Consider the following 14,040-nt stretch of genomic DNA (forward strand, 5'->3'; position numbering starts at 1 on the left):
TTGCCGCTCAGGCCGCCAGCGAATCCAGGGCGGCTTCCAGCGCATCCAGGTTGGGCAGCAACGCGCTCTGCTCACCCAGCAGCACGCGCATGTGCACGATCTGCGGCAGGGTTTCTTCGGAGGCGTCGGCCAGCAAGCCGTCGCGCGGCACCGAGATCAGCTGCGGGAAATTCTGCGTCAACAGCGCATAGTAGGGGCGCTGCGCGTTGCCGCTCAGGGCCTTCAGCACCACCACCTTGTTGTGGCCAGCCACCGGCTCTTCGCCCAGCCCCGAAAGGCGTGCGAACGACACCAGCGGCACCTGCCAGCCATGCCAGCCGATTTCGCCAACCAGCCAGCGCGGGGCGTCGGAGACCGGCTGCACCGGCACGCGCGACATCATTTCGGCCACCGTGGCATTGGGCAGCAGCACACGCTCATTGCCGGCCTGGATCAGGACGCCGCGAATTTCATCATTGCTGGCGTAGCTCATGGTGCTTCTCCGTTATCGTCCTGCTCACCCCAGCGCGCGGCGATGGCCTGCGCCAGCTCCTGCGGTTCACCGGCCACCATGCCCGCAGCAACCACGGCAGTGGCCGCCGCCGGGTCATAGCAGCCCTCACCCACCTGCCCGGCCACCCAGGCACCGGCGGCCGCCAGGTCCAGCGCCGGTCCGACATGGGCCAGATCGGCACCGCTGAGGAGCACCAGCGCGGTATGTTCTGCCGGCAGCCCGGCGATGGCGATGCCGTTTGCGTCGCTGAGGAAATGCAGGCCGTCGGGCGCCGCACGTACGCCGATGTCATCGGCCAGCACATGCACCTCGCCCGGGATGGCGCGCTGACCGGCCTCGGCCAGCTGGACCGGCAATGGTGAGACACGTGCCATCTGCTTGACCAGGTTGCCGTAGCGACCGCCGTCCAGGCGCATGTGCACCAGCACCGGCACGCTCAACGAAGACGGCAGCGCGCCGAGCAGGCGGCGCAGCGCATCCGGGCCACCGATACCGGCCAGCACCAGCAGCGATCCGGCGCGCGCGCCCACCGGAGCAGCAGCATCCAGATCGACCAGGCTCAAATGATCGGTATCGAAGGAGGGGTGCGGCGCGGCGACCGGTGCTGCCACTTCTGCCGGTACCGGCGCTTCGATCGATTCCTCGACCAGCGACCAGGCGGTGTGATCGAAGGAGATCGGCGGTGCCGAAGGCGCCGCCGGTTCGGCCAGCGCTTGCGGCGGAGAAGGCAGATCCAGTGGCTCGGGCACGACCGGCTGCAACGCCGCCAGTGCCTGTTCCAGTGCAATCGGTTCGTGCAGATGCGCAGGCGGCGAGTACAGGCTGTCAGCGGGGACCTCGTCGGCCCAGCTCAACGCCTGGTCCAGGTGCGGCTGCAACGCTTCTTCCTGTGGCGCCGGTGCCGGTGCCGGATGGCCAGGCTCCAGCTGCAGGCTGGGTTCATCCTCGGCACCCGGCGGCAACACCTGCTGGTGTCCGTGCAGCTTGGCAGCCAGGTGGCGGCCCCAGCGCTGTGCCTCCCAACCATCACGGCGCGCGGCCAGTTCAGCCTCGTCGAACACCAGGGTCAGGCCCGGTGCGGACAGTACGCTTTCCAGGCGCTCAAGTGCATCCTCGATGGCCGCCTCCAGGGCGATCACCACGATCTGCGGGCGCGCCTCCTGCAGCAGCTGCGGCTCCAGGCTGTTCGGGTCGTCTTCCAGCACCAGCTGCACATCCGCATGCGACAGCGCCTCGCGCAGGCGCTCACGCGCCGCGCCGGGGCGGGCCAGCAGGGCAACGACCGGAGCCATCTGGGTTTCACTCACGGACACGGGCGATCCCCAGCAGGTCGTACACGTTACGCATCAGGTCCAGTTCCTGGTACGGCTTGCCCAGGTAGCGCTGGACACCAATCTCGAAGGCGCGCTGGCGGTGCTTGTCGCCGCTGCGCGAGGTGATCATCACGATCGGCACATCCTTGTACCGCGGGTCGGCACGCATCGCAGTGGCCAGCTCGTAGCCATCCATGCGCGGCATCTCGATATCCAGCAGCATCAGGTCCGGCACGCGCTCTTCCAGGCGTTCCAGCGCTTCCACGCCATCGCGGGCGACGCTGACCTCGAAGTTGTGGCGCTCGAGGATGCGGCCGGTGACCTTGCGCATGGTGAGCGAGTCGTCGACCACCATCACCAGCGGCACCTGGCGCTCCTGGCGCGGTGCGTTGGCCAGTACCGGCAGCGTCGGGTTGGCGAGGAAGCGGCGCACCAGCGGCGCCACGTCCAGGATCACCACCACGCGGCCATCGCCGGTGATGGTTGCACCGTAGATGCCCGGCACCGACGCGATCTGCAGGCCGACCGGCTTGACCACGATTTCGCGGTTGCCCAGCACCTGGTCGATCGCCACGGCGGCCCGCAGGTCACCGGCGCGGACCAGCAGCAGCGGCACCTGGTCCTGGCCATCGGCACGGGCCGGGGCCTGCCCGACCAGGCTGCCGAGGTCGTACAGCGGATAGTCCTCGCCGCTGTAGCGGTAGCTGCTGTCAGCGGCTTCGAAGCGCTCGCGCGACAGGCGGCCGATACCACTGACCGAGGCGACCGGCACCGCAAAGGTGGTCTCGCCGATCTGCACGAACACTGCCTGGGTGACCGCCAGCGTCTGCGGCAGGCGCAGGGTGAAGCGCACGCCCTGGCCACGCACCGACTGGATGTCGACCGAACCACCCAGCTGGCGCACTTCGTTGCGCACCACGTCCATGCCCACGCCACGGCCTGCCAGCTGGCTGACCTGGTCGGCGGTGGTGAAGCCTGAGGCGAAGATCAGGTTGTCCAGCTCCTGCTCGCTCGGCTGCGCATCGGCAGCCAACAGGCCACGGTCGATGGCACGGCGACGGATCGCCTCGCGGTCCAGACCGGCACCGTCATCGGCCACTTCCAGCACGATTTCCGAGCCCTCGCGGTGCAGGCGGATGGCAATCTCGCCTTCCTCAGGCTTGCCGGCGGCACGACGCTGTTCCGGCGCCTCCAGGCCATGGGCCACGGAGTTGCGCAGCATGTGTTCCAGCGGCGCGACCATGCGGTCGAGGACGTTGCGGTCCAGTTCGCCGTGGGTACCTTCCAGGGTGAGGTGGACCTGCTTGCCGGTATCCATGCCCGACTGGCGGACCACGCGACGCAGGCGTGGCACCAGGCCATCGAACGGCACCATGCGCGCGCGCATCAGCCCATCCTGCAGTTCCGAACTGACCCGCGACTGCTGCTGCAGCAGCGAATCGTACTGGCGCGAAAGATCGTCGAGCACGCCCTGCAGGCCACCCAGGTCGGCCGCCGATTCGTTCAGCGCACGGCTGAGCTGCTGCAGGGTCGAGAAGCGGTCCAGTTCCAGTGGATCGAACTTCTGGTCGGCCTGGTCCTGTTCGCGCTGGTAGCGCGCGACGATCTGTGCCTCGGTTTCCAGGTCGAGGCGGCGCAGCTGGTCACGCAGACGCGCATTGGTGCGCTCCAGTTCGCCCATGGCGCCACGGAAGGCACCGAGCTGCTGTTCAAGCCGCGAGCGGTAGATCGCTACTTCACCGGCATGGTTGACCAGGCGGTCGAGCAGGTCGGCGCGCACGCGCACCTGCTCCTGCTGCGGACGCGCCAGCGGATCGTCATCGACCGCGCCTTCTGCCGGCAGCGGTGCCGACAACGGCGCATCGATCAGTGCCGGAGCCGGGCTGGCGACCGCTGCCGCGACGGTTTCTGCGACGCTCGCCACATTGGCTGCCGCTGCCGCAGCGATATCGGTGGTGGTACGCACTTCGAACGCGTCGACCAGGTCCTGCGCCGGCTCCACCACGCGATGATCACCGGTGCGGGTCAGCAGCTGGTGCAGGCGATCGAAGCCACGCTCCAGCAGCTGCACATCGCGGCGCTCGATCTCGGTGCGGCCGGCGGCGACGGCTTCCAGCAGCGATTCGATGCTGTGGCCGAGATCGCCGATGGCGTTGATGCCGGCCATGCGTGCACCACCCTTCAGGGTATGCAGGTCACGCTGCAGGCCGGCCAGCACCTCGCGGTCCTGCGGCGCATCACGCAGCTCGCTGATCAGACCGTCGCAGTGGTCGAGCAGGTCCTTGCCTTCCTCGACGAAGATGTCGACCAGCTCGCGGTCATACACGCTGAAGTCGAGCGCATCGATGCCATCCGCGTTGTCTTCCAGAGCGGAGGCTTCATCGTGGGCCGGCGCATTGACTGCAACGACTGCGACTTCCGGCTGGACAGGTTCGGCATCGTCATGGACCGTGCCCTGACCCGGTGCTTCTTCGAGTTCGAAGAAGCGCACCGGCTCTTCGGAGGCCTGCGGTGCTTTGGCAGCGACCTCCTCATTCACCGTCGCCGGGGACGGCTGATCGGCGCTCTCTCCTTCACCGACCGCCGCCTCCCCGCCGACGTCCGCATCCTCGGCAAAGGCTTCCGCCTCGCCCGGCGCGAGTTCGCTGGCCTGGAGGCCGAGCACGGGCCATTGCCCGTCGTCGTCCAGGGTCTGCTCTTCGTCGATCACGTGCAGGCCGGCCTCGAGCGCGGCTGCAAGCGTGACCGGTTCTGCAAAACCCGGCGCAGCCATTTCATCCTGCAGGCTCGACAGCTCGCTGTCGAGTGGCAGTGCAGCAGCGTCGTCAAAGGCGTTGCCTTCGGCTTCCTCCAGATCGGAGGGCTGCAGCGTATTCAGGTCGATCGCGTCAATTTCCGCAGACGCAGGCAGTTCGTCCGCGTCGCGGTCATCGATCGGCAGCGCGCTGGCGTCGAGGTACGGCGACAGGTCGTCTGCGGCAGTCAGATCGGCTTCAGCGGCCGGCGCAGCAACCGACTCACTTTCAACCGGCTGGATCGATTCAATCGATCCGATATCCACGGTGGCGGCTTCGCCCTCGCCCGGCACCGACGGCCATCCGGCATCGAAGTACCGCGACAGATCATCGCCGCTGGTCAGTTCGCCGACCTCCAGACCTGCATCGATCACGTCCGTGGCTTCCGGCGCCTGCGCGCCGGCTGCAATCGGTTCCAGCACCGGCTCGGCAGGCACGATCCCGGACTCGTTTGCCTCGAACGCGGCGGCATCCGTCGTCTCGACAGCGGCATCGAACTCCAGGTCGGCCTCCAACGCCAGATCGTCGTCCTCGTCCTCCAGCCCGGCCATCGGCCAGCGCGCTTCCGGCAACTCGCCGGCCAACGCCTGCAGGCGCTGCACCAGCGCGCCCTGCGGCGCGATCCGCGGCTGCTCGGCCTGCAGTGCTTCCATGGTCGCGGTGATCGCCTGTGCGGTCGCATCCAGCGCGGCTACGCCTTCGTCGCCAGGCACCACGTCGGCGGCGAGCGCACGCTTGATGTAGGACTCGGCGCCACCGGTGACGGCGGTGATTTCCGGCACTTCGGTCATCGCGAAGGCGCCGTTCATGGTGTGCACCGCGCGCAGCAGCGCGTCGCTGACCGGCTGCGGCGCCTGCTGCGCCGAACGCAGCCAGTCCTGCAGGGTGGCCTGGTGGACTTCCACTTCGGCTTCGAGGATCTCGCGCAGCACGCTGTCGATGTTGGCTGGAGTACCTACGGCCTCGGGCTCGGCTTCGTCCTGCACCGACGCGATGGCTTCGGCCGCCAGGATGCGGCTGATCTCGTCCTCGCCTTCGGTCTCGGCCTCGGCCACCGGTGCCACAGGCGCGGCCGCTACCGGCAGCGGCACGTAATAGGCTTCCTCACCGGCGCCGACACGGTCGGCGATGGCCTGCATCGCCTGCAGGTCCACGCTGATGCGCTGGCCGTGGCGCAGCGCGGCGTTCAGCTGCGGCAGCGCGGCGTGCGCGTTGTCAACCATGGCCAGCACAGCCGGCGAGGCCGGACGGCTGCCGTCCAGCACGCGGTTGAGCATGCCCTCGATCTTCCACGCGAACTCACCCAGGGTGCGGGCACCGACCAGGCGGCCACTGCCCTTGAGGGTGTGGAAGATACGGCGGATCGGCCGCAGCCGGTCCATGTTGTCCGGCTGCATGCGCCATGCCGGCAGCAAGCTGCCGAGATTGGCCAGTTCGTCATCGAACTCTTCCAGGAACACCTCACGGATGTCCTCGTCGATGTTCTCCGCGTCATCATCGAAGCCCGCTTCGAAGCCCGCCTCGGCATCCGCCGTGACTGGTACTTCGGCCACGGTCGGCGCGGCCGTTGCCTGCGGATTGAAGTCCGCAGCGGCCGCGCTCAGCTCGGCGAAGAATTGTGCGTCGGCTTCGCTGAAATCGATCGGCGCGATGGTGTCGATGTCGATCACCGACACCGCAGGCGCATCCGCCACAGGCGAAGGCGCGTCGACACCGGGTGCCGGCGCGTCAATCGGTGCATCCGCAGCAGCGGCACCCGTGTCGACGGCAACAGGATTTGCGTCCTCCATCGTTGGCACACCGGCATCGGCGATCTCCAGCGACGGATGCAGCGCGGCATCGCCGTCCAGCGACAGCGTCTCCATCGCATGCAGCGACAGCACATCGTCAGCGTTGTCCAGCGCGTCGGCATCGAAGTGGAACACCACGTCGTCACCGGCGGCAACCGCATCGTGCTCGGCAGCCACCGGGTCGAACACCGGCGCGGCAAAGACAGCGGTGTCGAAGGGCACCGACGCGTCGACGTTGTCCTCGATATCCATCACGGCCACATCGGCCACTGCCGGCGGCGTTGCCTCCGAAAGCGTCCACTGCGGTGCCGGTTCCACTCTGGTTTCGGCCTGTTCGAAACTGACCGGATCGAAGCTGGCAAAGGTCGGGCTGCGCTCGTCGTCGGCACTCGCGGCCGGATCGGCCTCCGGATGGAACGGTGCGAGATCCCATTGCGGAACCTCGGGCGCAGGCGCGCTCGAAGCCGCGAACACCAGCGGTGCATCTGCGTCGTCATGCAGCGACAGCGGTGCGGATGCAACGGTTCCCAGCGCACCGAACATCAGGGTGTTGTCCACCACCTCCGGTGCAGGCGTGGCCGGTGGCGGATCAAAGGTAAAGTCCGGCAGTGGCGCCGGCACAGTGCCAGCGGCGGGCGCGGCCGGCTGTACAGCAATCTCGATGCGCTCCGGCTGCAGCGACTCGGCCTGCAGCGCGACCGGCTCGCGATCCACCAGCAGCGATGCAAACGGAATCGGCGCAGCGGCAACCGGTGCCACCGCATTGCGGTCCGGCAACGGCCAATAGCGCAGCGCTTCAAGGCTGCTGCGGGTGATGTCGAGAATGTCCTCGCGGCCCGGACGGCGGTCGCGCAGGGCTTCGAGGTAGTACTCCAGACTGGCCATGGCGTCGGCCAGGGTGTCCAGCTGACGGCCACTGGGCACGCGCTGGCGACCGATCAGCTCGGCTTCGATGTACTGCTGCACACCGCGCAGGTAATCGGCCGCCGTGCCCAGATCCAGCATGCGCAGCGCGCCGGAGACATCACCCAGCAGGCGCGGCACGTCCTGCAGCTCGGCATGGTTCCAGCTGGTTTCAATGAAAGCAACGAAGTGCTCGCGGGCGGCGGCGAAGTTGGCGATGGCCTCATGCGCCAGCACCTCTACCGTGCGCCGGTTCTCCACCGCGCTCGGATCGTCCTCGCCACTGCCGCCGGCGCCCAGATGGGCGACCTGGTCGTCCAGCGAGGCATCCACGTAGAGCAGTGCACCGGCGATATCCAGCAGCAGGTTCTCGTCGATCTGCTGGCGCCCTTCGACCACGCCACGCAATGCGTCACGCTGCTGCACCACAACGCCGCGGGCAACGCCCAGGCCCATCATGCCCAGCGTATCGGCCACCGCCCCGAGTTCGTTGGCCTGGGTCTGCAGCTGCTCCGGCGCACCGCCGGTGCGCAGGTGCAGGTCCAGCGCATCCTTGATGCGCAGCAGTTCTTCCTTCACCGCACTGCCGACGGTGTCGAGCAGTTCGCGGTTGCGCCCGCTCAGGCTGCCGCGGGCATGGTCCAGTTCGGCCTCGGTGGCGGTGACGCTGTCCGGTGCGAATGCCAGCAGCACGCTGTCATGCACCCCTTCTTCGCCACGCGCGGCACGGATTTCGTTGAGCAGCGGCATCAGCACGATCGGAATATCGCGATGCCCGTTCTGCAGGCGCTCCAGGTAGTCGGGCAGCAGCACGCTGCCACGCATCAGGGTCGCGCAGGCTTCATCCCGATCTGCCACACCACCGGCGCCGATGGCATTGGCCAGCTGTTCAAGCTCCTCGGCCACCATCGCCGGGGCGTACAGTTCGACCATGCGCAGGGTGCCCTGCACCTGGTGCAGGTAGCCGGCGCAGATGCGCATGCGGCTGGCATCGGTCGGGTCTTCCGCGTAGTACTCGACCTCGTTGCGCACCTGGCGCAGGGTCTCGTCCAGCTCGGGCTTGACCCAGCCCAGCGCTGCGTGGCTCATCGCATCGCGCAGACTGCTCATGGACGCGCTCCGTTCGCCGCCGCGCGGAAGCCGCGCGAGTTCTGGCGTGGGGAATGGAAATGCTTCATCGACTGGTTCCTTGCTCGCCGCCCTGCCCGCGTCACGCCGGCAGCTTGAAGTCGGCGACCGAACGACGCAGGTCCGCCGCCAGCTGCGCGAGGTGGCCGATCGATTCGGCGGTCTGCCCGGCACCCTGCGAGGTCTGGCCGGTGATCTGCCGGATCACGCCCATGGTGCGGGTGATGTCCGAGGCCGCAGCCGACTGCTGCTGGGCGGCGATGGAGATGTTCTTGATGAGGGTGTTCAATGCATTGGACACGCGCTCGATTTCGGTCAGCGCGGTGCCGGCATCCTCGGCCAGGCGTGCACCGGACACCACTTCGGCTGTGGTCTGCTCCATCGAGGTGACCGCTTCGTTGGTGTCGGCCTGGATGGCCTGGACCAGGTTTTCGATGCGTCGGGTCGCACCCGAGGTGCGTTCTGCCAGGCGCTGCACTTCGTCGGCCACGACCGCGAAACCGCGGCCCGCTTCACCCGCCGACGCGGCCTGCACCGCTGCGTTCAACGCCAGGATGTTGGTCTGCTCGGAAATGTCGTTGATCAGTTCCACGATCGAGCCGATTTCCTGCGACGATTCGCCCAGGCGCTTGATGCGCTTGGAGGTCTCCTGGATCTGGTCACGGATCTGGTCCATGCCCTGGATGGTCTCGCGCACCACGCCGGCACCTTCGGCGGCGATCACCACCGAGCGTTGTGCCACGTCGGCCGACTCGGCCGAGTTGCGCGACACCTGTTCGATGCTCGCCGCGATCTCGCCGATGCGGTCCGAGGCCGAGGTGATCTGGTTGGCCTGGTGGCCCGCCGCTTCCGCCAGCTGCATGGCGGTGGCCTGGGTTTCCTGGGTGGACAGCGCGACCTTGGCCGAGGTGTCGTTGATGGTGGTCACCAGGTGTCGCAGCTCGTCGACGGCGTAGTTGATCGCGTCGGCGATGGCGCCGGTCATGTCCTCGGTCACCGAGGCCTTCACCGTCAGGTCGCCCTCACCCAGCGAGGAGATTTCGTCCAGCAGCCGCATGATCGCCTGCTGGTTTCGGCTGTTGAACTCCACCTGGGTCTGGTAGCGCAGTTCCTGCTCGCGCGAGCGGCTGCGCACGTTGGTGGAGACGAAGCCGATGATCGCGATCAGCGACAGTGCGCCGGACACCACGCCGATCCAGAAGTTCGGGAACAGGCGGGTATCGGACACCGAGCCGAACGAGGAGAACGCGTCGAACAGCTTGCGGCTGTCGTCCAGCATGTGCGCCGAGCCCTGGCCCAGCGCGGTGGCTGCGGACTGCGCGGCGAACAGCTGGCGCGAGCTGGCCAGGATCGCGTCGGCGTCCTGCTTCATCGCTTCCCACTTCTGCTGCGACTGCTCCAGCGCGGCCACGGCGGCAGCACCGCGCACGGCGGTGATACCCAGTTCCTCGTTGCCGTTGCGCAGGCCGTCGAGCACCTGCGAGAACACGGTAATGTCGCGGGCCAGCGCATCGCCGGCTGTAGCAGCACCGCTGCCACCGGCACGCATTTCGGTCACGCGGCGGGCCATCGAGCCGGCCACCACCACCTGCTGCAGCGCGCTGTACACCTGCGCCGACGGCGCACCGGAGGCGGACATCGCACGCACCAGCTCGTTCAGCTGTGCCTGCAGGCCCGGTACTGCACCGCTGAAGTTGTTGGCGTTGCCAGCCAGGGCCAGCACCGCCGGCTCACTGGCGACCAGCTGGCCGGCCTGCTTGCCCAGCGGCGCCCAGGTTTCACCCAGCGTGGCGATCGCGCCGGAGACCCCAGGCTCCTTGCCGTAGCGCCCCTGCAGCGTCGACACATTCTGTTCGATCGCGTTGCGGGTGGCCTTGAAGGCGGTGAACGCCTGCGCGTTGCCGCCCACCGCGTCACGGCCCTGGTTGGCCAGCTGCTGTGACAGCACCTGCAGGTCGGCTGCCTTGGAACCGGCATCGGCCAGGCGACTGCCCTGCCAGGTGGCGACACCGGTGTTGACGCCGAACAGGATCATCGATGCCAGCAGCAGGAACAACCAGAGGTTGCTGCCGCCCAGCCGCAGCTTGCCGGTCTTGGTGGCGTCCGAAGCAGTACTCATCGTTCAACCTCGTTCTTCAATGCAGGGGGCAGCGCCCGGCCTCAGGCCGCGGCTTGCCGGAATTCAGGGGTGCGCGACAGCAGCGAGAGCGAGAACACGCCCCAGTCCTGGCCGTCGGCGTGGAAGGCGCGGTCGACGAAGTGGGCATAACGCCCATCGGCCAGCGCACCAGCATCGATCTGCTGGGCCAGCTCGAAGCTGCGCTGGCCGAACAGTTCATCGATGGTCAGTGCCACGTCGCCACCGGCCTGGCGCATGATCAGCACCCGCTGGCCTTCCTGCTGCACGGTACGCGTGCCCTCCAGGAAGTACTTCAGGTCGACCACCGGGAACAGGTTGCCGCGCAGGTTGCCCACGCCCAGCAACCACGGCTGCGCGCACGGCACCGGCGTCACCGGCGGCATCGGCACGATTTCCACCACTTCGCGGAAATCGGACACGAGCCGGCGCTGGCCGACGCGATAACCCACGCCACGCCAGAGGTCCTGGGCGAACTGCCGCTCGGGCAGCTGCACTGCATGGGCCAGGCTGCGCCGTTCGTAGGCTTCGAGAATGTCGAAGGGCGAGCGCATCAGGCCACCAGTTCGTTGATCCGCGCGATCAGTTCATCCTCGCGCGGCGGCTTGACGATGTAATCGGCCGCGCCCTGGCGCAGGCCCCATGCCTTGTCGGTTTCCATCGCCTTGGTGCTGACGATGATCACCGGAATGTGCTTGATCGCCGCATCACGGGCCATCGCGCGGGTGGCCTGGAAGCCGCTCATGCCGGGCAGGACCACGTCCATCAGCACCAGCTGCGGCACCTGGTCGCGGACCAGCTGCAGTCCATCCTCGGCGTTGTCCGCTTCCAGCACCTCGTGGCCGGCACGGCGCAGCCACTGGGTGAACACCGCGCGGTCGGTCGGTGAATCCTCGATCAGAACGATACGAGCCATTGTGCCTTTCCCCCCTGGTCAGGCGTTGACGTATGTGCGGATGGCACCCAGCAGTTCTTCACGCGTGAAAGGCTTCGTCAGGTATTGCTCCGAGCCGACGATGCGTCCCCGCGCCTTGTCGAACAGGCCATCCTTGGACGAGAGCATGATGACCGGGGTCGCCTTGAACAGCTGGTTGCCCTTGATCAGCGCACAGGTCTGGTACCCGTCCAGGCGCGGCATCATGATGTCGACGAAGATGATCTGCGGTTGCTGGTCTGCGATCTTCGCAAGCGCTTCGAAGCCGTCGGTGGCGGTGACCACCTCGCAGCCTTCGCGCTTGAGCAGCGTTTCCGCAGTCCTGCGGATGGTCTTCGAATCATCGATGACCATCACCCGGAGTCCTGCGAGTTCCCCGCCCGCAGTCGTGTTTTCAGTCATTGCCTATCCCCAAGCGCACGGCCCGATCTCTGGCGGGGGCCGCTACGAAAGCGTATCTATATCGCACTTACTGCGCCCGCTTCAAGGCCGCCCCATGGCGCGGGGCATGGCACCCTCCTGAACGTGACGGGTTTCGCAATGAGTGCGCGACCGCCGGGCGGACGCTGCGTTGCAGTACGGCGGGGAGGCGCGCGACCGGCGTTGCCGCTACCATCAACACCTTGCCTGACAGGTGCGCCCATGCCGTTGAACGTCATCGTGGTGATGGATCCCATCGCCCACATCAAGATCGCCAAGGACACCACCTTCGCCATGCTGCTGGAAGCCCAGCGCCGCGGCCATGCCCTGCACTATGTGCGCCCGGGTGGCCTGGCCCTGGAGGGTGGCGTAGCGGTGGCCCAGACCGCGCCGCTGCAGGTGCGCGACGACCCGGCCGGCTGGTATGAGCTGGGCGCATTCATCCGCACCGAGTTCGGCCCCGGCCAGATCGTGCTGATGCGCAAGGACCCGCCGGTCGACGCCGAATACATCTACGACACCCAGGTGCTGGACGTGGCCGCAGCGGCCGGCGCCTGCGTGGTCAACAACCCGCAGGGCCTGCGCGACTACAACGAGAAGCTGGCCGCGCTGCTGTTCCCGCAGTGCTGCCCGCCGACTCTGGTCAGCCGCGACGCCAAGGCCTTGAAGGCCTTTGCGCTGGAGCACGGCCAGGCCGTACTGAAGCCGCTGGATGGCATGGGCGGCCGCTCCATCTTCCGCAGCGGCCAGGGCGACCCGAACCTGAACGTGATTCTGGAAACGCTGACCGACGGCGGCCACCGCATGGCGCTGGCGCAGAAGTTCATTCCCGACATCACCGCCGGCGACAAGCGCATCCTGCTGGTCGATGGCGAACCGGTCGACTACTGCCTGGCACGCATCCCGCAGGGCGATGAGTTCCGCGGCAACCTCGCCGCCGGCGGCCGCGGCGAAGGCCGCCCGCTGAGCGAGCGCGACCGCTGGATCGCCGCCCAGGTGGGCCCGGAGATGAAGCGTCGTGGCATGCGCTTCGTCGGCCTGGACGTGATCGGGGATTATCTGACCGAGGTCAACGTGACCAGTCCGACCTGCGTGCGCGAACTGGACGCACAGTACGGACTGAACATTGCCGGCACCCTGTTCGACGCGATCGAGGCCGGCCTGCGCTGATGCCGTCCGCACCTGCCGTCCTGCCCCCGCCACCGCGCGAAGCGCAACGGCTGGGGGCGACCATCGCGCTGTCTGTGCTGGTCCACGCCCTGCTGATCCTGGGCGTGGGCTTCGCCGTGAAGGGTGATGCACCGCTGGTGCCGACGCTGGAAGTGATCTTCAGCCAGACCCGCACCGCGCTGACGCCGAAGCAGGCTGATTTCCTGGCCGCAGCCAACCAGGAAGGCGGTGGCGAGCACGACCGCGCACAGCGTCCGCGCGACAACCAGGCCGGCATCGTGCCGCAGGCCCAGTCAGGGCTGAGCCCGGTGCCACAGCAGCAGCAATCGGCCGCGCCGGTTCCGCCGCCGCAGGCACGGGTGGTCAGCAGCCGCAATGGCCAGGAGGTGGTGGCGCAGGCGCAGTCCCGCCCCACGCCGGATCAGCCCGAACCGGACGCACCGCTGAGCGCACGCGAGCAGCGCGATGTGGAAATGGCCCGACTGGCCGCTGAAGTGCATCTGCGCTCGGCGCAGTACGCCAAGCGCCCGAACCGCAAGTTCGTGTCGGCCAGCACGCGTGAATATGCCTATGCCAATTACCTGCGTGCCTGGGTCGACCGCGCCGAGCGCGTAGGCAACCTGAATTACCCGGACGAGGCGCGGCAGCGCCGCCTCGGCGGCCAGGTGGTGATCAGCGTGGGCGTACGCCGCGATGGCAGCGTGGAGAGCAGCCGGATCCTGCGTTCGAGCGGAACGCCGCTGCTGGATGAGGCGGCCCTGCGGGTGGTGAAGCTGGCGCAGCCGTTCCCGCCGTTGCCGAAGACCGAAGATGAGATCGACATCCTGCAGGTCACCCGCACGTGGGTGTTCCTGCCGGGCGGCACCCTGCACGACGACCGGTAGGGTTTTGTTGCCCGGGCCTGCGGCCCGGGACCCGCAGAGGCAACGGCCACAGCCGAAGCAACAGCAGAAGCGG

General features: G+C 67.8%; 9 protein-coding genes. 2 read left to right on the forward strand and 7 right to left on the reverse strand.

The window, feature by feature from the left end; genetic code table 11:
- Positions 1 to 7: 7 nt before the first annotated feature.
- The 7 genes from N5J73_RS22220 to pilG all read right to left on the reverse strand — a co-directional run bounded on the left by N5J73_RS22220 (position 8) and on the right by pilG (position 11,895).
- A complete protein-coding gene (locus N5J73_RS22220; protein WP_049445432.1) occupies positions 8 to 472 on the reverse strand; it encodes a chemotaxis protein CheW in 465 nt (154 codons plus the stop codon).
- On the reverse strand, positions 469 to 1,806 hold the full coding sequence (locus N5J73_RS22225) for a chemotaxis protein CheB (protein ID WP_049445434.1): 1,338 nt from the start codon (positions 1,804 to 1,806) through the stop codon (positions 469 to 471). Before N5J73_RS22225 ends, N5J73_RS22220 begins: the two co-directional genes overlap by 4 nt.
- The gene (locus N5J73_RS22230; RefSeq protein WP_164078720.1) at positions 1,793 to 8,404 is read right to left on the reverse strand and encodes an Hpt domain-containing protein; all 6,612 of its coding nucleotides are present in this window, start codon (positions 8,402 to 8,404) and stop codon (positions 1,793 to 1,795) included. The genes N5J73_RS22225 and N5J73_RS22230 overlap by 14 nt, the downstream gene beginning before the upstream one ends.
- Before the next feature lie 100 nt (positions 8,405 to 8,504).
- Positions 8,505 to 10,541 carry a methyl-accepting chemotaxis protein gene (locus N5J73_RS22235; RefSeq protein WP_049445437.1) on the reverse strand — a complete coding sequence of 679 codons (2,037 nt, stop codon included), beginning with the start codon at positions 10,539 to 10,541 and terminating at the stop codon, positions 8,505 to 8,507.
- Positions 10,542 to 10,582: 41 nt separating this feature from the next.
- Complete coding sequence (locus N5J73_RS22240) at positions 10,583 to 11,113, reverse strand: chemotaxis protein CheW (protein WP_049445439.1); 531 nt, start codon at positions 11,111 to 11,113, stop codon at positions 10,583 to 10,585.
- A complete protein-coding gene (locus tag N5J73_RS22245) occupies positions 11,113 to 11,475 on the reverse strand; it encodes a response regulator (protein WP_005410717.1) in 363 nt (120 codons plus the stop codon). The genes N5J73_RS22240 and N5J73_RS22245 overlap by 1 nt, the downstream gene beginning before the upstream one ends.
- 18 nt (positions 11,476 to 11,493) lie before the next feature.
- Positions 11,494 to 11,895 (reverse strand): twitching motility response regulator PilG, encoded by a 402-nt coding sequence (pilG, locus tag N5J73_RS22250; RefSeq protein WP_005418455.1) that lies wholly within the window; start codon positions 11,893 to 11,895, stop codon positions 11,494 to 11,496.
- A gap of 240 nt (positions 11,896 to 12,135) precedes the next feature.
- Here pilG and gshB point away from each other — a divergent pair, with 240 nt between their 5' ends.
- Together gshB and N5J73_RS22260 are read left to right on the forward strand one after the other, a co-directional pair.
- Entirely contained in the window at positions 12,136 to 13,083 is a 948-nt protein-coding gene (gene gshB, locus N5J73_RS22255) for a glutathione synthase (protein WP_049445441.1), read from the forward strand.
- Complete coding sequence (locus N5J73_RS22260; RefSeq protein ID WP_049445443.1) at positions 13,083 to 13,967, forward strand: energy transducer TonB; 885 nt, start codon at positions 13,083 to 13,085, stop codon at positions 13,965 to 13,967. Before gshB ends, N5J73_RS22260 begins: the two co-directional genes overlap by 1 nt.
- The last annotated feature ends 73 nt before the right edge of the window (positions 13,968 to 14,040 follow it).

The sequence above is a fragment of the Stenotrophomonas sp. GD03654 genome (assembly GCF_029845105.1).
In the GTDB taxonomy this organism is placed as follows: domain Bacteria; phylum Pseudomonadota; class Gammaproteobacteria; order Xanthomonadales; family Xanthomonadaceae; genus Stenotrophomonas; species Stenotrophomonas africana.